The 23,708-nt window shown below is 45.5% G+C and carries 16 protein-coding genes; 11 read left to right on the top strand and 5 right to left on the bottom strand.

From position 1 onward, the window contains the following. The first annotated feature begins 6 nt into the window (after positions 1–6). Positions 7–1,884, top strand: coding sequence for a protein kinase (locus tag BM736_RS16865; protein WP_083700266.1), 1,878 nt, complete (start codon positions 7–9; stop codon positions 1,882–1,884). Here BM736_RS16865 and BM736_RS16870 read toward each other — a convergent pair. Next, positions 1,874–2,473, bottom strand: coding sequence for an FxsA family protein (locus BM736_RS16870; protein ID WP_076414303.1), 600 nt, complete (start codon positions 2,471–2,473; stop codon positions 1,874–1,876). The two genes, BM736_RS16865 and BM736_RS16870, sit on opposite strands and share 11 nt — an antisense overlap. Positions 2,474–2,794: 321 nt before the next feature. Here BM736_RS16870 and cutA point away from each other — a divergent pair, with 321 nt between their 5' ends. The 8 genes from cutA to BM736_RS16910 all read left to right on the top strand — a co-directional run bounded on the left by cutA (position 2,795) and on the right by BM736_RS16910 (position 15,389). After that, entirely contained in the window at positions 2,795–3,112 is a 318-nt protein-coding gene (gene cutA / locus BM736_RS16875; protein WP_076414305.1) for a divalent-cation tolerance protein CutA, read from the top strand. 86 nt (positions 3,113–3,198) lie between these two features. Continuing rightward, positions 3,199–5,040 carry a protein-disulfide reductase DsbD gene (locus BM736_RS16880; RefSeq protein ID WP_076414307.1) on the top strand — a complete coding sequence of 614 codons (1,842 nt, stop codon included), beginning with the start codon at positions 3,199–3,201 and terminating at the stop codon, positions 5,038–5,040. 237 nt (positions 5,041–5,277) lie between these two features. Then, on the top strand, positions 5,278–6,903 hold the full coding sequence (locus BM736_RS16885) for a cation:proton antiporter family protein (RefSeq protein WP_076414309.1): 1,626 nt from the start codon (positions 5,278–5,280) through the stop codon (positions 6,901–6,903). Between the two features lie 195 nt (positions 6,904–7,098). Further along, positions 7,099–8,001 (top strand): PD40 domain-containing protein, encoded by a 903-nt coding sequence (locus BM736_RS16890; RefSeq protein WP_083700280.1) that lies wholly within the window; start codon positions 7,099–7,101, stop codon positions 7,999–8,001. Between the two features lie 107 nt (positions 8,002–8,108). Continuing rightward, positions 8,109–11,243: a glycoside hydrolase family 2 TIM barrel-domain containing protein gene (locus tag BM736_RS16895; protein ID WP_256717939.1), complete on the top strand. Its 3,135-nt coding sequence runs from the start codon at positions 8,109–8,111 to the stop codon at positions 11,241–11,243. A gap of 35 nt (positions 11,244–11,278) precedes the next feature. Continuing rightward, complete coding sequence (locus BM736_RS16900; protein WP_076414311.1) at positions 11,279–12,703, top strand: solute:sodium symporter family transporter; 1,425 nt, start codon at positions 11,279–11,281, stop codon at positions 12,701–12,703. A 388-nt stretch (positions 12,704–13,091) separates the two neighbouring features. Then, the gene (gene galK, locus BM736_RS16905) at positions 13,092–14,258 is read left to right on the top strand and encodes a galactokinase (RefSeq protein ID WP_076414313.1); all 1,167 of its coding nucleotides are present in this window, start codon (positions 13,092–13,094) and stop codon (positions 14,256–14,258) included. Between the two features lie 96 nt (positions 14,259–14,354). Continuing rightward, the gene (locus BM736_RS16910; RefSeq protein WP_076414315.1) at positions 14,355–15,389 is read left to right on the top strand and encodes an aldose epimerase family protein; all 1,035 of its coding nucleotides are present in this window, start codon (positions 14,355–14,357) and stop codon (positions 15,387–15,389) included. A 77-nt stretch (positions 15,390–15,466) separates the two neighbouring features. Here BM736_RS16910 and BM736_RS16915 read toward each other — a convergent pair whose 3' ends face one another. Together BM736_RS16915 and BM736_RS16920 are read right to left on the bottom strand one after the other, a co-directional pair. Then, positions 15,467–15,883, bottom strand: coding sequence for a hypothetical protein (locus BM736_RS16915; protein ID WP_076414317.1), 417 nt, complete (start codon positions 15,881–15,883; stop codon positions 15,467–15,469). Between the two features lie 364 nt (positions 15,884–16,247). Next, positions 16,248–17,270, bottom strand: a complete 1,023-nt coding sequence (locus tag BM736_RS16920; RefSeq protein WP_076414452.1) for an NAD(P)H-quinone oxidoreductase — start codon at positions 17,268–17,270, stop codon at positions 16,248–16,250. Positions 17,271–17,704: 434 nt separating this feature from the next. On the opposite strand from BM736_RS16920, the gene BM736_RS16925 reads away from it, so the two are divergent. Both BM736_RS16925 and BM736_RS16930 read left to right on the top strand, forming a co-directional pair. Further along, the gene (locus tag BM736_RS16925; protein WP_076414319.1) at positions 17,705–20,707 is read left to right on the top strand and encodes a M9 family metallopeptidase; all 3,003 of its coding nucleotides are present in this window, start codon (positions 17,705–17,707) and stop codon (positions 20,705–20,707) included. 62 nt (positions 20,708–20,769) lie between these two features. After that, complete coding sequence (locus BM736_RS16930) at positions 20,770–21,321, top strand: DUF2059 domain-containing protein (protein ID WP_076414321.1); 552 nt, start codon at positions 20,770–20,772, stop codon at positions 21,319–21,321. 145 nt (positions 21,322–21,466) lie between these two features. On the opposite strand, the gene BM736_RS16935 is transcribed toward BM736_RS16930, so the two are convergent. Further along, positions 21,467–22,189 (bottom strand): single-stranded DNA-binding protein, encoded by a 723-nt coding sequence (locus BM736_RS16935; RefSeq protein ID WP_076414323.1) that lies wholly within the window; start codon positions 22,187–22,189, stop codon positions 21,467–21,469. A 79-nt stretch (positions 22,190–22,268) separates the two neighbouring features. Further along, complete coding sequence (locus BM736_RS16940; protein WP_076414325.1) at positions 22,269–23,636, bottom strand: MFS transporter; 1,368 nt, start codon at positions 23,634–23,636, stop codon at positions 22,269–22,271. Positions 23,637–23,708 lie beyond the last annotated feature (72 nt).

The raw sequence follows: 23,708 nt of genomic DNA on the forward strand, positions 1-23,708 counted from the left end.
ACTTCAATGCATTCGCCCACTAGCACCTCAACAATAGACTCAGCCTCGTCTCAGGTAAGTGCAGAGCCAACACCTCAGTTGCAACACTTCTATATTTCTGAAGAGCAATCAATCTTCCTGCTAAAGGCCAATGATGCCCGCAAGCATAGAGCCTGGATCCGACTCTGTAAGCAACAACTTGGCAAACTCGGCTATAGCCAGCTTGAGCTGGTCGGTAAAGGAGCATATGGCTTTGTTTTTGCTGGAGTCAATCAACATAACGAGTCCCATGTTTTTAAGTTTTCCCGTGTAACCCTTCCCCAAAGCGTACAAGATAGGCTAGAGGAGGAAGCGTTCATGCTTGGTCAGGTCAAGCACCCGAATGTGCCACCAGCCATTAAGTTTGCCCACGCAGGTAAACAGGGGATACTGGTGATGGCCAGAGCCCCCGGCGAGGATTTAGAACAACTGTGCCTTAAAAGAGGTCCATTGCCTCCCCATATGGTAATGAGCATTGCCCGTCAATTAGCCCATATTCTGCAATATCTACATCACGGACGCCCTCTGGTTCATGGTGATATAAAACCATCAAACCTTGTCTATGATGTAAAAGCTGATCACCTTTCGCTGATTGATTGGGGCTCTGCAGTTTTTGCTCAACGCGATGCTCAAGGTAATCCAGTCAATGGTAACGTCATGGACTTACTCTCGAGTGATCAGCAACATACCAACGCGAGAATGGGAGATGTCTATTTTATCGGTGATGAGCAGCTAAACGGTGCACTTTCAAGTACTCGCTTTGACGAACAAGGTGTCGCAGCCACTCTCTATGCTATTGCATCTGGTCAAGCTAGCCGATTTGGTAGCCAAGTGATCAAACCCACCTCCATCGGTCTCCCGATTGAGCTAGCCAAAACATTAGATGCAATGCTCAGCGATGACGCTGCAACAAGAAACCGAGCGGGTGATTACTTCCTTAAAAGCATGTTACATAGTCATAGGTTGCACCTACCTGAGCTACCAAAAACAGCTTTGATAGAGGAGATCCCTATATGGGAGCTCAGCCAAACTCACGACGTAGAAACCGTTATCTACAGTTCACGGAAATCCTTTCTTAAGGAGCACAACACAGAAGATCCTATTGAGAAGATGGACGATCTCCAATTAGAAAAATACTACCGTAACTTTATGGCTGGTATGGGAGACACAGAAAAGGGCTTTATCGCCTCTGTAGGTCGAATTAGCCAATACTCAATTGTAGGTGGGCTTGCTATCCACTGGCGTGAAACAGGTGTATTTGTTGACTCAAACCTAGCACTTTACAATGCTGATGAGCGACAAGCCCTCATTTTGGCTGTTAATAATATGGTGACCCTCGCCAGAGGCATTAAACGGATCGGCGTTTTTAAGGCTTGTTTCTTCAATGCACGAGACACTATCCATCTAGAGCGTGAAGATACCAGCACCCCCTTCATCATAGATCCTGAACTGGCACTCCCTTTTGAGGTTGGTAGCGCCCCCTCTTTAGAAGATAAATCCAGACTACACTCCTATTTTGAAGATGGTCGCGATCCTGATGAAAACTTAGAGCTACCGGGGGAGATCATGACAGAGCTTGCTTGGATCAATAAGATCCACCACACAGGTTGCATCATCTTCGAAGTATTGCCCAACCATATGAAAATACACAGCTATTTAAGGTTGCTAAATCCGAGAAAACAAGCCGACTTTCGTGCTAGTTTGAGCAGGATCTTAAGTCATGTGGGAAAAATTCAAGGAAAGGGAGTATCAGGCTTTATGAAGCTTCCTTACAAAAATACACGAAAATTCAGTCATATAAATTGTAAGGAAGAGTATTTTTATCCAAAGAATCCTAAGGTTAAGGACCTAGACCCTAGGACTTAGGATTGTCTTTGTCATCTATCTGATGGCTCTCTGGACGCTTGTCACTGGCATCAGGCTTGTGCTCATAGTCACCATCAAAGGTGTCACCACCCTCAGGGTTTCGACCTTGGCTATGATGTCTATCGAAAGGAGACTGACCAAAAGGACTGTCACTAGAGCTTGAGTGCGGGCCGCCTTGATGCCCCCCCATACCTGGGCCAAATCCAGCTTGGAAACCACCATTAGCCGCCACTTTAACCTGCATTCTTTTATACAGAAAGCCAGCCACTGGAATACGAGTAAATGGCGTCAGTAAAATAAGGCCGATGAAGTCAGTGACAAAACCTGGGATAAGCAGAAGTAGGCCTGACATCGCTAACATCATCCCCTCAACAATCTCTTGCCCCGGTGCTTCACCTCTAGATAATTTCTGTTGCACCTGCATTAAGGTGCTAATTCCTTGGCTTCTCACCAGGGACACACCAACGATAGCAGTAAAGAAAACGAGACCTACGGTCGTCCAGCTCCCTAAAGACTCACCGACGCGGATCAGTACGTTCAGTTCAATAACTGGTACTAGAACGAAGATAACTAATAAGATAAAAAACAAACTGACCTCACAAATTGAAACAAATGATAAGTAATAATTTACTCAACATGAAAACTAAATGGGGGTTTACGGGTCTATTTTCAAGTAGAGGCAAACCAATTTAGTCATAATCGGCCACTCTATTCATGGATAAGCTCACTATTTTAGCGATGCCTTAATGCAAGCTCAACCTAAAAGACGTAGAGTATGCACCGAGTTAATGGACTCTCACTGTATGTAGGCTTTATGAACATTTTTTTAATCTATGTGTTTGAGCCCATATAACAATGTAGCAAATTAAGCTTAAAGCAGTTTTAAACCTTAAATGGAAAACAGCCAGAAATGCAAAATGATCTTCTGTTAGTCATAACAACTTGCCCCTCCAAAGAGGAGGCCACTGCTTTAGCTAAGAGATTAATTGCAGCTAACCTTGCAGCATGTATTCAGATCCCCTCACAGGTAACCTCCATTTACCAATGGGAAGGAGAGGTCTGTGAAGAGCAAGAGTACCAACTGCAGATCAAGTGTGTCGCCAAGCACTATGCAGCTATCGAAAGTGCAATAAAATTGGGTCACAGCTACCAAGTACCAGAGATCATCGCCTTGCCTATCAGCCATGGCTTACCTGAATATGTAAACTGGGTTAATGAGCAAGCTTAACGACTAACCGCTCAATGTCTTGCGTTAAAGCGAGATAAAGATGAATTAACCATCTGTATTTAATGGATAGAAGAAGTTATTCAACTATGAAAAAAATTGTCACCATAGCGATTTCATTAGTGCTCACCTCCTTGATGCTGCTGACTCCTGCAGTACATAGTGAAGGGATCTTCAGTAGCAGCAAGTTTGACTTTCTAAAAGATGAGCCTAAGTTGATGCCTGTCGACGAAGCTTTTGTCTTCGACTTTAAACAACAAGGTCAACATCTTAAAGTTAGTTGGGTGATTGCCGATGGCTACTACATGTATCGGGATAAGCTCAAATTCGAAGCTGATGGTGCGACCATTGGTGAGATGGCAATCCCTAAAGGCGTGCCGCATACCGATGACTACTTTGGTGAACAAGATGTCTTCCTTAGCTATGTAGAGATCCCAATTGCCATTCGAGAGGCTATTGAAGGCGGTACTGTTAATGTCACCTTTATGGGTTGTGCAGAGGGCAAACTCTGTTTCCCACCGACGAAGAAAACAGCTTCATTAACCCCAGTAGCGGCTAATGACGGTCTGTTAACTGATGAGCTTCCTACTGGCGAGAAGCTGAAGAATGCGCAAAACGGTTCAACTTCAGCGGCACAAGCACCTATCACTCAACAAGATAGCTTAAGTGAAATGCTATCGAGTGACAGCTTAATCTGGACATTGGTGATCTTTTTTGGATTGGGCATTGGTCTTGCGCTAACTCCCTGTGTCTTCCCTATGTACCCTATTCTTTCAGGGATCATTGTGGGCCAAGGAGAGAAGCTCTCCACAGCCAAAGCCTTTAGCCTCTCTATGGTTTATGTACAAGGTATGGCTATCACCTATTCGCTACTTGGTTTAGTCGTTGCCTCGGCTGGCATGAAGTATCAAGCAGCGCTACAGCACCCTGCAGTCTTAATTGTACTGGCGATTCTATTCTTTGTGCTCAGCCTATCTATGTTTGGCCTTTACGATCTGAAGTTACCTGCTAAATGGCAAGAGAAGATGAATAGCTTCTCTAATAATCAAAAAGGCGGCAATGTCATTGGTGTCTTTATCATGGGGATTATCTCTGGCCTTGTTGCCTCTCCATGTACAACCGCTCCCCTATCAGGTGCGCTCGTTTATGTGGCTCAAACTGGCGATCTGCTGCAAGGCTTCTTAGCCCTGTATGTATTGAGTATGGGTATGGGACTGCCTCTGCTAGTTATAGGTACATCGGGTGGTAAATTACTGCCAAGAGCCGGTAGCTGGATGGATATTATTAAGACTATCTTTGGCTTCCTGCTTATCGCTGTATCAATCGTTATGATTGGGCGGATCTGGCCTGGATTTGTTTCAGATTTACTTTGGTCTATCTGGGGGATCACCTTAGTCGGTTACCTGATACATCAAAATAAGCTGACTGAGTTTAGCTGGCAGCAGACCACACGTTCAATTGTATTGACCTTGATGCTACTCGCAAGCTTCTCCTATGGTTTTCAAGCTGTGATGTCACAGTTTGGTTTCCAGGGGCAAGCCTTAACGACAGCTTCAGAGCAACACGTTACTCATAAGCGCATTAAGTCACTCGATGATCTTAATGCTGAAGTAGAGAAAGCAGCATCACAAGGTAAAACGGTGATGTTAGACCTCTATGCCGATTGGTGTGTGGCTTGTAAAGAGTTTGAAAACATCACATTTAAAGACCCTGCTGTTCAGGAGCGTTTAGCTAAGATGGTGTTCCTGCAAGCGGATGTCACTAAGAATGATGCTATCGATATCGAGCTGCTAGAGCACTACGATGTGCTTGGATTACCAACGCTTTTAATGTTTGACGAAACGGGAGCAGCCAGAGATGAGCTACGCGTAACTGGTTTTATGAAACCTGCTGATTTCGCTAGTCACCTGGATCTTCTGCTAGAAAAGTAATACAGCTTTACTCCTTTTTAAGGCCATCAGTGTGCAAGCATTGATGGCCTTTTTACTATCACCTCAGGATAAAGCATTAAAAATGCGATTACCTGAAACTTATTTGCTTCTACCTACCCGATTATTAAGAAAATTTCTATAAATTAGATCGTAATTTTTAATAGAAAGTTAACCCAATTATTATACAATAATAGGTAGAATTTTTTTCCGCGCTAAACTCAAAGGATCACAAGCATCATGGAACCCGCAATCCTCATCATTACATTAGCCTGTGGCATGTTAGTCAGCCGAATTGGACTACCACCACTCATAGGTTATCTCGTTGCGGGCTTTGTGCTGTTTTTGTTTGGCATCGATGAGTCTAGTCTGCCTCTGCTTGAGCAGCTCGCTGAGCTAGGCGTCACCTTACTGTTATTTGCTATTGGCCTCAAACTCGATATAAGAAGCCTGTTCAAGGCGGAAGTATTGGCAGGCTCTAGCTTGCACTTAATAGGCTCTATGCTCTTTTTCATACCTCTGCTCAAATTACTGGGTATTTTAGGTTTAGAGCAACTAACGGATCTGGATATCAATCAGCTTGGCCTTTTAGCCTTTGCCTTAAGCTTCTCAAGTACCATATTCGCAGTGAAAGTGCTCGAAGATAAAGGTGATATGCAATCTCTATATGGTCGAGTGGCTATCGGTATCTTGATCATGCAAGATATCTTTGCAGTCGCCTTTCTCACTATCTCAAAAGGCGACATCCCCTCGATATGGGCCCTAGGTTTACTGCTCCTTCCATTAGCAAGGCCGTTAATTTACCGCGTGTTTGACCAAGTAGGACATGGTGAGCTATTGGTCCTGTTTGGCTTAGTGATGGCGCTTGCTATGGGTGGATGGTTGTTCAATGCCGTCGGCTTAAAACCCGATCTTGGCGCACTGATCATAGGTATCTTATTAGCGGGCCATGCTAAATCATCTGAGCTAGCGAAATCCCTATTTTACTTCAAGGAGTTGTTCCTTGTAGCCTTCTTCTTAACGGTTGGCCTTAATGGTCTGCCGACATATTCAGATATTGCCCTAGCCAGTCTGCTAGTACTGATAGTGCCGGTCAAAATACTGCTTTTCCTCTACCTGCTCACGCACTTTAAGTTGAGATCACGTACATCACTTATGACCTCATTTAGCCTAGGTAATTACAGTGAGTTTGGTTTGATCGTGGCTGCAGTTGCAACCAGTAAAGGTTGGCTTCCTCCTCAATGGATGGTCATTCTCGCGGTTGCCTTAAGTATTAGTTTTCTGTTTTCGGCCCCACTCAATGCCTCGTCTAACAGGCTCTATCTAAAGATGCAGGGACGACTAAAGCGTTTAGAGAAACACCCTCTGCACCCTGAAGATAGACAGATCCATGTTGGTAATCCAAGGTTCCTTATTTTAGGTATGGGACGAATAGGTAGCGGTGCCTATGATGAGCTTAAGAGTAAGTTCGATGGTGAGATTTTAGGGATAGAGCATAAACAAGACTTAGTTGATTACCATAAACAAAATGGCCGACATGTAGTTCAGGGCGATGCTTCCGATACCGACTTCTGGGAGAAACTTGAGCATGCACCAAACCTTGAACTGGTGCTACTCGCCATGCCACACCATATTGGTAATCAGTTTGCTGTTGAGCAGCTTCAGAGGCTTAACTATAAAGGCAAGATGAGCGCCATAGTCCAATTCGCAGAAGATGCTGAGTCATTAAAAGCATCGGGGGTACATTGTGTTTATAACCTTTATGAAGCCGCGGGTGCGGGTTTTGTCGACCATGTGGTCAATGACTTGTTACCTGACTCGCATGTGGCAATCTCTAACGCTGAAGAGATGAAACATAAAGGCTAACCCAACAAGCCTACACACATTGTATACATTATCCTAACAATCTAGTATTGTATTTCCCATCCTACGTAAGATGGGAAGTACCCTACTGTGAACCAGACAAACAGACTGCATTTAAAAACAGTAAATAGACTCAGTATTTATTGTTTGTTCAACGGCTTTAAGGCCCTAAGCCTTTTAGCATGTGCGACCCTTGCTATGCCCACTTTGGCTGCAGGTTATGACATCGCGCTTTACCCGCTGACATTTAACCATCAAGATTCCAGCTGGCGCCTTGGCAAAGGGAAGTTACTGACAGATCGCAGTGGCTATGACAACCAAGCTGCATTTACCTCAGATAGCAAAAGTATCCTATTTGCCTCAGATAGAAGCGGTAAGCATAACGATATTTATCAATATCAGTTTGAGCATAACGGTAGCACTTCAGCAATACTCACTCAGCAAACCAACACGCCAAATGAGAGCGAATACTCTCCTCAGCCTCTCAAACTTACCGACAAACATGCTAACGCAGACAAGCAGGGGATCCGTTACATCATTGAGCAAGGCGTTCCCCATCAAAGTGTTTGGCAGCAACAAAATGATGAGAGCAGAACTCGCAGCATCAAAAGTATGATCCCAACGGGCTATTATGCCCATCATGAAGAGCTTGGCACGCTACTCTGGGCGCGATATGCCTACAGCCTCTATTTTGAAGCGAACTCTGACACACCTCAGGCAGCCGATGAACGTCATTTTGTTGTAGCCAATGCAGGACGAAGCATCCACGCAATCCCTAAAGATAGAGCATTTAGCTATCTGCATAAGCAACAAGATGGCGACAGAGTCATTAAACGTTTCGATCCGATATCCGCAAGTCATCGCTCGCTAATCAGTGTCGGTAGTGGCAGTGAAGATTATGCTTGGAGCAACAATAGCTGGATCTTCAATATCGATAAAGATCAGCTTAATGCTTGGCCATCAAAAGCAGATAAAAACAGTGGCTGGCTCACCGTCGCTAGCCTTAAACCTCCTACACATTTGCATCACTCTGCGTCACGCATCGCTATCAGCCCAGACCTTAGGCATATCGCGATCGTTTGGAGCAGAAACGAAAAGTAACGCGCCAAACATAAACAAATATGACTAACGATAATAATAAAAGGTTTCATATGTTAATTACTGCGACATCTAAAACTAGCAAGACAAAAACAATAATGACTAGTTTGATGTACACAAGCTTGCTCTGTACATGCCTCACCAGCCAATTAAGCTTAGCTGGCGAACGTTGGCAAGATCACACCATCTTCGAGATCAATAAAGAAGCTCCCCATGCCAGCTTCTTTCCATACAGCTCTGAGTTTAACGCTAAGAAAGGCGATCACAGGCGCAGCAATAACTTCTTAAACCTTAATGGTATTTGGGCCTTTCACTACGCTAAAAACCCAAAATCTGCACCCGCTGACTTTGCCAGTGATAACTATGACTCAACCCATTGGAGCACCATCAAGGTGCCTGGTAACTGGGAAACTCAAGGCTATGGGCACGCCATCTATTTAGATGAGCGATACCCTTTCACAACCACTTGGCCAGATGCGCCAAATGATCATAACCCCACAGGCAGCTACCGACGAGAGATAACCTTGCCGGAGCAGTGGCAAAATAAACAGGTGTTTTTTCATGTCGGCGCCGCCCGCTCTTCGTTTGCGCTATATGTAAATAGCAAGGAGGTCGGCTACAGCCAAGGAGCCAAGACACCTGCAGAATTTAATATCACCAAATATCTCAAGCCAGGTAAAAACCTCATCGCGATGAAAATCATTCGTTGGAGTGATGCTAGCTACCTAGAAAGCCAAGATATGCTACGCATGAGTGGCATCGAGCGTGATGTATATCTATATGCAGCTCCTCAGCAGCGCATTAAAGATATCGATGCCAGTTATCAGCTCAATAACTCGCTCACTCAAGCCGACATGACACTCAAGTTAACACTTGAGAATCATCAACAGAGTCAGCCCGTTTCCCTTAGCTACCAAGTTATCTCTCCAACGGGTAAATCACTTGCCAGTGGTGAACAATCTCTCACGCTCTCAGGAGAGCAAGATACCGAGCTTAAATTCAGCATCAAGCAGCCTGCTCTTTGGAGCGCTGAAACCCCTTCTTTGTACAAACTTATCGTCAATATGAGAGACAGTGAGCAACGCTTGCTACAAAGCAGCACACAAGCGCTAGGATTTCGTCATATAGAGATAAAATCAGGCCAACTTCTCGTAAACAATAAAGCGATCACGATTCGAGGTGTCGACCGCCACGAAACCGATCCACAAACAGGTCATGTGGTGAGCCGTGAGAGCATGGAAAAAGATATTCGCTTAATTAAGCAAAGCAACATCAATGCTGTGCGTTCTAGTCACTACCCTAATGACCCATACTGGCTACAGCTCGCCGATAAATATGGCCTCTATATTATCGATGAAGCCAACATTGAGTCACACCCGTTAGCTATCGATAAAAAAACGCAAATCGGCAACGAGATGAGTTGGTTGCCTGCCCATCAGGCAAGAGTTGAGCGCATGATTGAACGAGATAAAAACCACCCTTCAGTCATCATCTGGTCGCTAGGTAATGAGGCGGGGGAAGGTAAGTTGTTCGAATCTCTGTATCACTGGGTAAAACAACGCGATCCGAGCCGCCCGGTTCAATATGAACCCGCAGGCACAGAGCCTTACACTGATATCGTCGCCCCTATGTACCCATCGATAGAGCGTATCGAAAAGTATGCGAAGAACAATCATGATAGACCGCTTATCATGATTGAATATGCCCACGCCATGGGAAACTCAGTAGGCAACCTCCAAGATTACTGGGATGTCATCGAGAAGTACCCTAACCTTCAAGGCGGTTTTATCTGGGACTGGGTCGATCAATCTCTCGCTTTCACTAATGAGCAAGGCCAAAGGTATTGGGCATACGGTAAAGACTATCACCCCGATATGCCTACCGACGGCAACTTTCTTAATAATGGCTTAGTCGATCCCGATCGTAACCCTCACCCGCACTTAAGCGAAGTAAAACGAGTCTATCAACCTCTGACGTTCAGCAGTCTTCAACTGAACGATAATCAAGTGAGATTTACGCTCACCAACAAGTTTGATTTCAAATCGACATCAAACTTACTGCTCACTTGGTCACTGCAACAGGATGGTCGAACCGTTGAAACTGGACGCATGCCGATGCCAGCTATTAATGCCGGAAAGAGTCAGCAGCTTAAACTTAAATTAGACACCTTAGCAGGCAAGCTAAACCCTAAATATGACTATCACTTGCTAGTTTCAGCGACTGTCGATACTCCAGAGCCCTTGTTGCCATCTGGCCACCAGCTAGCTTTTGAACAGTTTTCACTGCAGCAGGCGGTAAACTCAGAGGAAAAAATCAACCAAGATAGCCGTATATCTGAGAGCGAAAGCCAGTGGACAATCAGTCTCAACGATAACAGCTATACGATTTCAAAAGAATCTGGCTGGCTGACCAAGATAGCTAGCGAGCATCAGCAGCAGATCATCGCTCCCTTGATGGCAAACTTCTGGCGTGCCCCTACTGACAATGACTTAGGTAACGGCCTGCCCAAATGGGGAGGTGTTTGGCAAGATGCAGCATCTGAGCTCGAACTAGTTTCAATAGTAAAAACTCAAGCTGGCATCGAGGTCAAGCAGACCCACCCTCAGCTCAAATTTAGCCTAACCAACCTATATAGGCTAAACCAGAAGGGTGAGCTGTTAATCAGCAGCCAATTTAAGCCAGGCTCTGTGACACTGCCTGACCTTCCCCGCTTTGGGTTTAGCACTCGCCTGCCTTTTGATCGCCGCTTTATGAAATACTTTGGCCGCGGCCCCGAAGAGACTTATGTCGATAGAGCAACAGGAAACCCACTTGGTTGGTATCAGCAACCTATCGAACAGCTATTTCATCGTTATTCCCGTCCACAAGAAACAGGCCAAAGAACTCAAGTTCGCTATGCCGCGGTCACTAACGATGCAGGCATAGGTCTTATGGCTGTTGCAGCGACACAGATGCAAACCAGCTTATGGCCTTTCTCTCAAGCCGATATCGATTTTAGAAAAGGTGACGCCCAGGGCTCAGCTTCAGGCTTAGTGCCAGTGACCCAAAATCACGGTGCAGAGATCCCTCTACGCGACTATGTCACTTGGAATATAGACCATAAACAGATGGGGCTAGGCGGTGATACATCTTGGGGACGGCCTGTTCACGAACCTTATCGTATCAAGGCTAAGCCAATGAGTTTTGAGTTCAAACTGATACCAGTAACCGCCCAAAGCCAACTGCAAGATCTGGCACGTAGATAGATGATTGAACGGATAATAATAAAAGGAAAATCAACATGGAACAGATAGTTCAACTGGTCATATTTTTTGGCCTAACGGCAACAGTAGGCCTAATTACCTACTTTAAGTGCCGTAACATCAAACGTGATACCAGCGACAGTAAAGACTACTTTCTCGCAGGCGGTGGACTTAGCTGGGTTGTTGTCGCTGGTTCATTAATGATGACCAATATTAGCGCCGAACAGATTGTCGGTATGAATGGTGCCCAAGCGTTATTAGTGGCTTGGTGGGAGATAGCCGCGGCGATTGGTCTGATAATTTTAGCTAAGTGGCTTATCCCCATTTATTACAAATACAACTGCACCACGACCACAGAGCTGCTAGAGCGTAAATATAACGATAAAGGGATCCGTGCCATGGTCTCAGTCTTGTTTATGTTAGGTTATGCCTTCATCTTGTTGCCTGTTGTCCTCTATACCGGCTCACTATTTATGAAGTCGATGTTTGGTCTACAGATATCCGTTACCCTCTTGGCTATCATCTTTGCCGTTATTGGTGCTATATATGCCATCTTCGGCGGCCTTAGAGCTATCGCCATCTCAGATACTTTAAATGGCATCGGCCTAATTGCGATGGGAGTTATCGTCTCCTACCTCGCCATGAATGCCGTCAACTGGGATCTTTCAGGAGTGCCGATCGAACGCATCACCCTCATTGGTGACAATCAATCCGATATCCCTTGGCACACTCTACTGACAGGCATGATCTTCATTCAGATCTTCTACTGGGGCACCAATATGGTTATCACCCAAAGGGCTTTAGCCGCCAAGTCTGTCAAAGAGGCACAAAAAGGGCTTTATGCCGCGGTCATCATGAAGCTCATCGTGCCATTTATCGTGGTATTACCGGGTATTGTGGCCTTTAAACTTTATGGCGATATCGGCGACGTGGCTTACGGTAGGCTAGTAGGAGATATCCTGCCAGCCTGGTTATCGGGTGCATTTGCAGCAGTGATTGCTGGCGCAGTGTTAAGTTCATTTAACTCCTGCCTTAACTCAGCCGCAGCGCTCTACACCTGTGATATTCATCAAAACTATGTTAACCCGAATGCCGATGTCAGAAAGATTGGTACTCGAGTCGCACTAGTCTTCACCTTAATATCAGTGTCATTAGTACCTGTTTTTGCCAAATCTGAGAGTATTATCTCTTTGCTTCAACAGCTAAATGGCCTCTATTCAATGCCTGTACTCGCTGCCTTTATCTGCGCGCTAGTCTTTAAAAATGTCCATGCAAAAGCAATTAAAATAGGCTTAGTGTTTGGGGTCCTTGTCTATGCCGTCTTTACGTTTATTTGGAGCCCATTCCATTTCATCCATATGATGGCTATCACCTTGCTTGCAACCATCTTAGTGACATTAGCACTGAGTAAGTTCGTATTTGGCGATCAATTAGAAACTGCTATTCCCGCGACAGAAAGCTAGGCCTAATTTACAGCAAGCCTTGCTAATCATGAGTACAAGCATAAGTCACTGGATAAGCCCTAAAGCGTGTAATGACGCTCCTTAGGGCTTATCCATTATCAGTAAATTTATCTTAGGCTAAATGTTCTAAAAATAGTCACTTAGCCCCAAAAACATATAAAAACGTAATTAACCGTCATTTTAAGAATAAGAATGATGAAAAAACTCAGTTACAGCTTCGGCTTAGTCGTGATATAAAAACATATGTAATATTTTATTACACAATTAGTTCACTATAATTTTTTGTCAAACATAGTCAAAAAATCAAAAACAAACAGTCATCAAGTACTGGTAAAAGTCCCCTGCAAAGCAGGTTTGAGCAATCATTTTATAAGGGAAGCTTTAAAGCATGTCGAATCCCGCACAGCGCGCGAACAAACTATTTGTGCAAACCTTTGGCACAACAGCTGACGATCTTTACTTGGCACCAGGCCGAGTAAATTTGATCGGCGAGCATACTGATTATAACGATGGCTTTGTACTACCAGCAGCCATTAATTTTCATACCATTATCGCCGTAAAAAGGCGCGATGATAATATTTATCGCGCCGTATCTGATGCGTTCCCTGGAGAGATAAAGCAGTGGGCTTTTGGTGAAGAAGGGGTAATGACACCAGATGATGGCTGGGTCAATTACTTGAAAGGCTTTACAGCTGCCATGGCCGCAGCAGGACTACTCGCACGAGGCTTAGATATCTCTGTTGTTGGTAATGTTCCACTAGGTGCAGGACTCTCCTCCTCTGCCGCGCTCGAAATAGCCTTTGGTACGGCAGTCAATGACTGCAGCCAACTACGACTTTCACCACTCGCAGTAGCTCAGATGGCACAGCGTGGCGAAAACCAATATGTTGGTTGTGCTTGCGGCATTATGGATCAGATGATCAGCGCACTTGGCGAGCAAGATCACGCCCTACTTATCGACTGTGAAGACCTCTACAGCGAACCGGTACATATCCCAGAAAACTTAAGCCTGATCATCGTCAACTCTAATGTGCAGCGTGGCTTAGTCGACTCTGAGTACAACTTGAGACGCGAGCAGTGTGAAGAGGTTGCACAGCACTTCGGTGTAGAAAGCCTAAGGCATGTCGAATTACCTCAATTAGAAGCGGCCAAATCTGAGTTGTCTGATGTCTGTTATAGACGTGCCCGTCATGTACTTAGCGAAAATAGACGTACTCAAAATGCCTCCCATGCCCTTGAAGCTGGCAATATTCCTAAGTTAAGCGAATTAATGGCTCAGTCACACGCCTCAATGCGAGATGACTTTGAGATCACAGTCCCTGAGATAGATACCTTAGTAGAGATAGTATCTGAAGTAATTGGCATGCGCGGTGGCGTTCGAATGACTGGAGGAGGATTTGGCGGTTGTATCGTTGCCCTTGTTGACCATGAGCTAACCGATGCAGTGGTTGAGGCTATAGAGTGCCAATACGCCAAGAAAACGGGTTTGGAAGCCACTGTCTATCTCTGCTCTGCGAGTGCTGGCGCGACGCGTGTCGATGAGGACGTTTATTAACGCTATTTGACCCTAGGCTTTAGGGCCTAGGATCGCTTGGTCACAAACTCGTGTTATATCCCTGTAATTTACTTCAATAATTTTAAGGACCTCCCCATGGTACGTTTTCGCCCATTAGCTCCTTGGACTGATCCCCGTGGAGGTCAAGTTGAGCGTGTCATCATAGATAATGGCATTATCGCCATGGAGGTCATTAGCTTAGGGGGGATCATACGCTCATTATGGACACCAGATCGTAAACAAGAGCGGGCTAATATCGTACTTGGCTGTGACAGTTTAGAAGATTATCTTGAACAACAAGCGCACCTTGGTGCTATTGCAGGAAGATATGCAAATAGAGTCGCTAAGGGCAAGATGGGAATTGATGGCAAAGAGTACCATTTAGATATCAACCAAGCGGGTAACTGCTTACATGGTGGCAGTAAGGGCTTCAATCAGAAACACTGGCATATGGGGCAGCTTTCTGATGGTGTACGGCTCAATTTGGTGAGTCCAGATGGCGATATGGGCTTTCCAGGGCAATGTAATGTCCAACTCGATTACCGCCTTGTCGGCAACAACCTTTACATGGAGATCTTTGCCGCAGTCGATAAAGCGTGTCCCATTAGCCTGACTCAGCATAGCTATTTCAACTTAGAGGGAAGCCAATCGACAAGTAATGGTAACCACCAGCTACAGATAGATAGCACTCAACTCCTCAAGCTTGATGAAACAGGCATTCCCACAGATACCACAGATGCCAAAGGCTCCTTGCTAGATCTTAGACAAGCAAAGCGCTTTGCTGATTTTCAACATCAGCCACCGCTCGCATGTACATCCGGTATTGATAACTGCTACCTAACAGGAACATCAGGTGCTGAGTTAGCGCGATTTGGTCGTCTTTATGCACCAGAATCTGGCAGGAGTATGACGCTTTACACTAACCAGCCAAGTGTACAGATCTACGGCGCGAACTTTCTACAGGGAACGAAGGGGAAAGGTGGACAGGTTTTAAAGCAGCATCAAGCTGTATGCATCGAACCTCAGCAGTTACCCGACGGGGCTAACCAGCCAACACTTGCAGCAGATCCTTGGATAGCACCAGGTGATGTTTATCATCATATTAGCCGCTATCAATTTGAGGCATTTTAAACCAGTAAGCCTAGGTGCTAACGTTTAGCGTATAAGTCCCTAGGCTCTAATTTCATCAATTCGAAATAAACGACCTATTACTCTTCAACACCACCCGACCAACCGTTAGCAAACTCTCTATCGTCACCATCGGTACCTGGCTCACTATCAACCTCATCACTCACTTTAGCCTTAGCTTTAGAGATTAACGGTTTATGCTTGGTTGCATTCGCCTCAACCCAGCCCTGATGCTTCTCCATAAACTCAGAACGCGCCGAATTCCACGCAGCCCCATAGGTGTCCTCGGCGGCTTTTACCGTTTCCTTATCTAGGTCATGTAAGTTCCCGGCGACTATATTCTCTGCATACTCGATAATAGAGTCTTTGACTGCATTATAGAGGTAGATACGCCCCTCTTGAGCTTCAGGAAATGCTTTATCATGAATGACAATAGCGTTGCCACGGGCCGTTCTCAGCTCACCATACCAAAGTGAAGTTTTAGTCGTGTTATACATATATGCTAATACCCTTAAATCAACACATACAGGAGGGAAGTAACGAGTAACTAGAGTTAGTACTGACCTTTCCTGCCTATTAAGTTTAATTTTGGTAAATAACTACTCAACATTTACCTGAGATTATAAAGAGATATCTAAGTTTTTTGTTTCAGGACGATACAAAATTTTAATACCTCAGCTAATATCGAATTTAGTAGATAGAATCAGTTATTCAAGTTTTTCAGCTAAAAAAAGTGTTTTCACTGTACGCGCTAGCATTCCAGTTTAAGGCTGACTTTTAATACCCATAGCAACTTGTATATTACCGATTGGCATTACTGTGAACTAACAAGATGACAAAAAGATGTCAGCCAATAAGCGCTTATGACTTTGATAGTGACAGTACTATCTTGCCTCTATGCGCTCCCGATTCCATCAACTCATGCGCCTGACAAACTTCAGTGAGCGGGAACTGCGCAAAAATATTGGGCACGAGCTTGTTGTCTGTACAAGGAGTATTGAGTAGAGGCCATACTTTGCAGTGTAACTCCTGAGCAATACTTGCTTTCGCTGCAATACTCTGTGGTCTGAGGGTCGAGCCAGTCCAGGTAATTCTTTTTGCCATCAGTCGAAAAATATCAACTTGAGCTTTAGCACCGCGCTGCATCGCCACCGAAACCATGCGACCATCTAGTGCCAACACTTTGAGATTTTGATTGATAAAGTCGCCACCAGCCATATCAAAAACCAGCTCCACGCCTTTGCCCTCTGTAAATGCCATCACAGCTCCCACAAAATCATCATTGTAGTTAAGGGCAAGATCCGCTCCCAGGCTACGGCAGTAAGCAGATTTATCACTGTTTGCAGATGTTGTTATCACCTTGGCACCAAATGCTTTTGCCAGCACAGTCGCTGCACTGCCAATCCCCCCAGACCCACCATGAATTAATACCGTTTCACCCGCTTTTAAGCCAGCGCGCACAAATAGGTTTCCCCATACCGTAAAGAAGGTCTCAGGGATTGCAGCAGCTTGAGCAAGCGTCCAGCCTTCGGGGACAGGTAAACAGTGAGCGGCGTGGGTCGTCACATACTCACCATATCCTCCGCCAGGCACTAGTGCGGTCACTTTGTCTCCTAATTGCCACTGAGTCACTTCATCGCCTAGGGCACAGACTTCACCAGCCACCTCTAAACCTAAAATAGGACTGGCTCCCTTAGGCGCGGGATAAAGCCCCTTTCGCTGCGCAATATCAGGACCATTCACTCCAGCATAAGCCACTCTTATCATAAGCTGACCTTTAGCCACTTTAGGTATTGGTGAGTGTTTAAGGCACATCACCTTAGTGTCGCCGACTTCAGGGTAATCAACATGTAGAAAATTTGCGGGGAGTGGGGACTTAGTCATGACGAGTTTCATATTAGCTTGAGTATTCAATATTGATACACGCCTAAGTGATCAGGTTCAATCTATTTACAACAAAAAGGCACTCAATTTTTGGCTATCAGTTAGCGCTTATCAGCAAAAAAAACCTGAATTTCAAAATAAAGTGATAAAAAAACCAGCAAGACAAAGCGGTTTAAAATCAGACAACTATCATGGGTATTTGCTATTTAATCCGCTCAAGAACAACAAAAACGAACAACTTTATATTGTATATTATATCTCATTTATATATTGTTACATTCATGTTACACGAACACCTGAGATAAGTGTTGCGTAGTTAGCTGTCATGCATGTGGTCACTTCTTTCATTTCTATAACACCAACAAGATCTGCTCAGCAGACAGTTATCTCCCAGTCAAACAGACTCGGGAGCAATCAACAGTAATGGAGACCCCATGAAACTTAAAACTCTGGTCGTAGCCCTAAGCTTGGCAACAAGCTATGGCGCACAAGCAAATGTGGAGAGCCTAAGCAATAATGCTTCACTCCCCTCAATACAAACAAGCTCACCTTGGTCACAATCAACACAGGCACAATCAGCCCCAGGGCCTATTGGCAATGTGGGCCCACAAGCAGCGACAGGTTGCAGTGCATTTATAGGCCTTAGCGGTAATGCACTTGTCACTGAGCTTGCAAGTTCAGATCCCCAGTGCGTCAGCCCTCTGTATAACCTAAAAGGCGCGGATGCCACGGCGCTTTTCAGTGAGTCTAATATGCGCACCGTAGCCGCAGCAGTGCGCGATCGCGCGCCAAGCTATACCGGCGTAGATACCACAGGTATAGAGTCGCTTATCTACTTCCAGCGAGCCGCACTTTATGTGCAATTCTATAGCCCAAATGATGTACCAGCCTATTCAAGTGCAGTGAAGTCAGATGTAAAAACTCAGATAACAGGCTTATTCAATAACAGCAATATCTGGACTGTCTCAACCGAAAACTCTGGTGTGCTAAAGGAGACACTGATCCTGATTGATTCAATGGGGCTAGGTGCTGATTTTAACCACATCACTAAAGAAGTGCTTAGTCGTTATGATGCAAGCTGGGAAGTTAACTGGGGCATGAACGCCGCAGCGAACTCTATCTTCACCACACTGTTTCGCGCTCAGTGGGATGAGCCAATGAAGGCACTATTTGCTACCGATCAAAGCATTTTAGATAGCCTCAATAACTTTCAACTAGCTAACCGCCACTTAGTCGGTACTGATGCAGAATATGTACTGACTAATGGGGTCCGTGAGCTTTCTCGCCTCTATCATATCCCTGAGATGAAGAGCCGAGTCACCACGTTAGTGAAAGCAATTCTAGACAGCAGCAGTAAAAATGACGCCTCAAAAGTTGTCTGGATGGCAGCCGCAGAAATGGCTGATTACTATGACCGCAGCAACTGTAACTACTACGATATCTGCGGATTTAAGGCACAACTAGAAGCTGAAACCTTAGCCTTCAACTGGAAGTGTTCAGATACCCTCACCATGCGGGCACAAAGCATGTATCGAGACCAAGCAACTTGGGCCTGTGATGTACTTGGCGGTCAAGAGGTATACTTCCACAGTAAGCTCGCCACCAACAATACGCCAGTTGCCAATGATAACAATAGTGCGTTGGAGCTGATTGTCTTCGATAGCTCAAGCGACTATCAGTCCTATGCTGGTACCTTCTTCGGCATAGCAACCAATAACGGTGGTATGTACTTAGAGGGCTCACCTGCTGGCCTCAAAAACCAAGCAAGGTTTATCGCCTATGAAGCTGAATGGCGTCAGCCTGATTTTCATATCTGGAACCTACAACATGAGTATGTGCACTACCTTGATGGTCGCTACAACCTACAGGGTGACTTTAGCCGCGGGATCTCTGCCGACACTATCTGGTGGATTGAAGGTTTAGCGGAGTACATCTCATATCGTGATGCAAATACTTCTGCGATAACTATGGGTGAAACGGGTGAGTTCCCATTATCAACGATATTCAAAAATAACTATAACTCAGGCCAAGACCGTATCTATCGCTGGGGCTACCTAGCTGTACGCTTTATGTTTGAGAATCATAAAACCGATGTGGATCAGATCTTAGCTTTCCTAAGAAACGATCAATACACAGAATACCAAGCCTTTATGGACGGTATCGGCACACGTTATGACAACGAGTGGGCAGGCTGGCTAACCAGTGGCTTAAGCAGCGTCGATAACGGTATCGTTGATCATGGCCCATCTGATGCGGCTGCTTTGGCAAGTGGCACTGAAGGCAACTGGACGGGACCTGTATCGACCATAAGTAAAGACTATTCACCTTGTACCGTTACCAGCGAAGCTTTCCGCTATACACCAGATACATCGCTTGTTATCGATCAACCTATGGAGTGTATTGACTCACAAAACGGTAGAGCAAGCTTTGCCTTTGCTAACGTAGACGGAAGCAACCAAACACTTTGGATTAAAACAGGCGGTGGTTGGGGTGATGCAGATATTTACTTCAGCAGCACAGGCTGGGCGAGCGGCGAGAGCAATGAAGGTTTTGGCATAGGTAACGGCAATCATGAAGTGATTCAGGTTACCCTCAATCCAAATGAATACTGGCACTACCTGACGCTATCGGGTGAGTTTGGCGGTGCGGATCTACTGGTAAGTACCACTGAGGTATTTGCCGAGCCTGACCCTGCACAAGGTGGCGGAACCAACCCTAATCCAAACCCAGATCCAGCACCTGATTGCGGCGCGGCAACCATGAGTTATGGCCAGCTGACATTCGGTAAAGATGAGTGTATCAGCGGCGGTAGAAGTAGCTTTTATGTATATGTCGAAGAAGATAATACTCAGTTAACCATTACCACCTCAGGTGGCACTGGTGATGCTAGCCTGTATTACAATGCCGATACTTGGGCCGATAGTGGTAATGCCCAAGCGCGCTCTACCAATGCAGGTAATGAAGAGTCGATTCAAGTCACTGCCAATCGCGGCTGGCGTTACATAGTGGTTGATACCGACAGTGAGTATAGCGGTGCAACTATCAATGTCAGTATTGGCGGCGCAACCACGCCACCAGTAACTCCTCCTAATGGCGGAAACATTGCTAACGCTTGCCAAACTCAAGGCGCGGTTAGTGATGGTCGTTTAACCTCTGGCGAAGCTGTTTGTAGTGCTGATGGCATGAACTACTACAGCATGTGGGTTGATGCTGGAAGCAGTGAGCTAACGGTGAGCACAGCGCATGGCACTGGCGATGTTAGCCTATATGGCGGTACTAGCTGGCCGAGTGCCCAGTCTAACTCAGCCTCATCGACTAACGCTAACAGTACCAGTGAAACATTCACTGTCACCAATCCAAGCGAAGGTTGGTACTACATCACCCTTGAAAGTGAAATCACAAGTTCAGGTATCGCAATACAAGCAGACCTGAAGTAACTAATAAAGGAGCCTAGCACTTCCCGCCAAGGGCAGTACTAGGCTCCTTACCTGGAGTTGTCATGAAATTACTCGGCCCTACCTCCCTAAAGCTAGCCCTAGCATTCGCCCTAGTACCAGCCTTCAGCAGCGCTGTTCATGCAGAGCAAACCTCGCACCAAGCTGCGGCACAAGCAGTATTGGATGCCACCTATGCCCAAGATGTTATTCCTCAGGCTATGTATCAGCTTAAAGCCAGTTTCGCTCATATGGTTAAAGATATGCCCTTAAAAAAGGAGCATAGAGAAATAGAAACCCAATACAGAGAAAAAGCCTTCGACTTAGCTAAAAAACGCCTGAACTGGGAGCAAGTGCAGCCCAAATTTATCACGCTTTATACCGATACTTATAGCGAGCAGGAGCTTAAAGATATCGCGGCTTTTTACCAAACAAAAACTGGTAAGAAATACCTTAAGAATATGCCTGCCACTCTTAGACAAACCAGCCAAATAGTCCAAGCTCAGATGCGTGAGATAACCGGTGAGTTTAATCAGATAGTGACTCAACTAGAGGTTGCCACAGGCGTTGATAAACCCTACATACCAAGTCAGTCAACAAGTGGCCATAAGCACTAGTGCCAAAACCAGAACTAAAACCAGAACTAAAACCAGAACTAAAACCAGAACTAAAACCACAAACAGATTAATAAAAAACCCAGCATTTATGCTGGGTTTATATATGGTTTTAGCTTTAACTTTACAGTTTTAAATAGACTGTCTGCTAGAACGGGATATCGTCATCCCAGCCATCATCAAGATCTGGCGTGAAGTTCTGTTGAGGCTGTTGACCTTGTGGCTGCTGTTGCGGCGTAGGTGCAGGACGCTGCTGCGGAGCCGCTTTTGGTGCTGCTTGCTGTGGCGCAGCTTGAGGCTTAGGTGCATAAGCAGGAGCCTGCTGTGGTGCAGCCTGTTGCTGTTGACCACCTTGCTGAGCATTCTGGTAGCCACCTTGCTGTGGGGCTTGTTGCTGAGCATTCTGCTGGTTGTAACCGCCTTGCTGAGGTGCTTGCTGACGCTGTTGAGGCGCCTGCTGACCGTAACCACCTGACTGTTGCTGCTGGCCCTGTTGCTGACCATAACCACCTTGTTGACCGCCACCTTGACCACGGCTATCAAGCATCTGCATCTCGTTAGCATTGATCTCAGTCTTATAACGATCTTGACCCGTGCTTTGATCTTGCCACTTGCTTGTTTGTAGCTTGCCTTCGATATAGACTTTTGAGCCTTTCTTCAGGTACTCACCAGCTACTTCAGCTAAGCGACGGTACATGACGATGTTGTGCCACTCAGTGCGCTCTTGTGGTTGACCCTGTTGGTCTTTCCAAGACTCACTCGTCGCCACTGTAAAGTTGGCTACGGCATTGCCATTTGGCATGTAACGAACTTCAGGGTCTTTCCCTAAGTTACCGACCAAAATTACCTTATTGACACCACGACTGGCCATTGAAATCTCCTGAGATTCTCTTTCAAAATTACGATAAATTCTGCGTTCAATTCGAGTAAAAAAACATCGAACAAACGAGTTAGCTGACAGAGCCTAACACAGCTCGCGCTTCTCTTAAATCGAAATGCTCATCAACTTTTAAATATGCGACTTTCTCTTCTAAAACGACAATCGCTTCTGCTACACCTGTTAACTGTGAAAGCTCTGTAGCCATAACTCGCGCCTGCTCCTTACCTTCTACTGCAGCTTCAAGGGTATAGCTCTTCAGTAGTACTGGATTTTCCATGCCAAGTGTCAAAAATAACCATATGACCATCAAGCCTAATGCGACCGCAAACACGCCTTCAGCCCCAACAAGTTGGTAAGCGCCACCGCCTAATAAACCACCACAGAAAGCCCCGAGAAACTGGCTCGTTGAGTAAACGCCCATTGCAGAGCCTTTATCACCAACAGGACAGAACTTAGCAATCAAGCTTGGCAGTGAAGCCTCTAAATAGTTAAACCCGGTAAAGAAGAGTACCACTGCAATACTAAGCACCACTAAATTGTTGGCAAACATTGCCATTGCGCCAAGTGCAACCATCATAATCATCAAGGCTATTTGGAAGGTCGCTTTGGTATTTTTCTTCTTCACGCCCACAATAATAAGCGGCACCATCAAGAAAAAGGCAGCAATAAAAGCAGGGAAATAAAGCATCCAGTGCTTCTCCTTGACTAGCCCTGCATCAACCAGATCCAAAGGTAATGCCACAAAAACGGCAGTCAAAACTAAGTGGAGAATGAAGATACCAGCGTCGAGTCTAAATAGTTGAGGGTCTTTTAACATGGCTTTGAGCTTAGTCGGCGTTGCCACCGTATCACCCTTTGGCGCCTGTGATATGGGATTAGGCACTAAAACCTGAACGATCACCATGCCAAGTACAGCAAGGCCGGCCGTCATAGCAAAAAGCCCAGATAAACCAAGATGCTGAGCGACAATCGGGCCAACAAGCAGTGAAAGTGCAAAGGAGAATCCGATACACATGCCTATAATTGCCATCACCTTTGTGCGCTGTTCATCACGTGTTAAATCAGCTGCTAAAGCAAGAACTGCCGCTGCTATGGCGCCCATCCCTTGCAGTGCACGACCGGCAACGACACCATAAATCGTGTCAGCATTGGCAGCAACTAAGCTACCAAAAGCAAACATCAGCAAGCCGATAAGAATAATAGGCTTACGGCCATACTTATCCGACAAAATCCCCATTGGGATCTGCAACGCAGCTTGAGTCAGACCGTATGCACCAATAGCAATACCCACCCAAAGTGGTGAAAAGCCTTCTAAATGTTGTCCATAAAGTGCAAAAACGGGCATGATCATAAACAAGCCCATCATGCGTAAACCAAATACACTGGCTAAAGAAAACGCGACTTTTTTCTCAGTCTTTGAGAGTCCGTTATTGGCCATGTTCCGCCCTGATCTGAATTCATAAATAAGTCGCGCATGTTATCACGAAGAAGTTTACAAGCGCAAAGCAGC

It is taken from the genome of Shewanella sp. UCD-KL12 (assembly GCF_001957125.1).
Classification (GTDB): Bacteria; Pseudomonadota; Gammaproteobacteria; order Enterobacterales; family Shewanellaceae; genus Shewanella.

Bases quoted from the DNA above. Each gene is read 5' to 3' on its own strand.
- BM736_RS16865 (WP_083700266.1), top strand. From the start codon at position 7: ATGCATTCGCCCACTAGCACCTCAACAATAGACTCAGCCTCGTCTCAG.
- cutA (WP_076414305.1), top strand. From the start codon at position 2,795: ATGCAAAATGATCTTCTGTTAGTCATAACAACTTGCCCCTCCAAAGAG.
- BM736_RS16880 (WP_076414307.1), top strand. From the start codon at position 3,199: ATGAAAAAAATTGTCACCATAGCGATTTCATTAGTGCTCACCTCCTTG.
- BM736_RS16885 (WP_076414309.1), top strand. From the start codon at position 5,278: ATGGAACCCGCAATCCTCATCATTACATTAGCCTGTGGCATGTTAGTC.
- BM736_RS16890 (WP_083700280.1), top strand. From the start codon at position 7,099: ATGCCCACTTTGGCTGCAGGTTATGACATCGCGCTTTACCCGCTGACA.
- BM736_RS16895 (WP_256717939.1), top strand. From the start codon at position 8,109: ATGTACACAAGCTTGCTCTGTACATGCCTCACCAGCCAATTAAGCTTA.
- BM736_RS16900 (WP_076414311.1), top strand. From the start codon at position 11,279: ATGGAACAGATAGTTCAACTGGTCATATTTTTTGGCCTAACGGCAACA.
- galK (WP_076414313.1), top strand. From the start codon at position 13,092: ATGTCGAATCCCGCACAGCGCGCGAACAAACTATTTGTGCAAACCTTT.
- BM736_RS16910 (WP_076414315.1), top strand. From the start codon at position 14,355: ATGGTACGTTTTCGCCCATTAGCTCCTTGGACTGATCCCCGTGGAGGT.
- BM736_RS16915 (WP_076414317.1), bottom strand. From the start codon at position 15,883: ATGTATAACACGACTAAAACTTCACTTTGGTATGGTGAGCTGAGAACG.
- BM736_RS16920 (WP_076414452.1), bottom strand. From the start codon at position 17,270: ATGACTAAGTCCCCACTCCCCGCAAATTTTCTACATGTTGATTACCCT.
- BM736_RS16925 (WP_076414319.1), top strand. From the start codon at position 17,705: ATGAAACTTAAAACTCTGGTCGTAGCCCTAAGCTTGGCAACAAGCTAT.
- BM736_RS16930 (WP_076414321.1), top strand. From the start codon at position 20,770: ATGAAATTACTCGGCCCTACCTCCCTAAAGCTAGCCCTAGCATTCGCC.
- BM736_RS16935 (WP_076414323.1), bottom strand. From the start codon at position 22,189: ATGGCCAGTCGTGGTGTCAATAAGGTAATTTTGGTCGGTAACTTAGGG.
- BM736_RS16940 (WP_076414325.1), bottom strand. From the start codon at position 23,636: ATGGCCAATAACGGACTCTCAAAGACTGAGAAAAAAGTCGCGTTTTCT.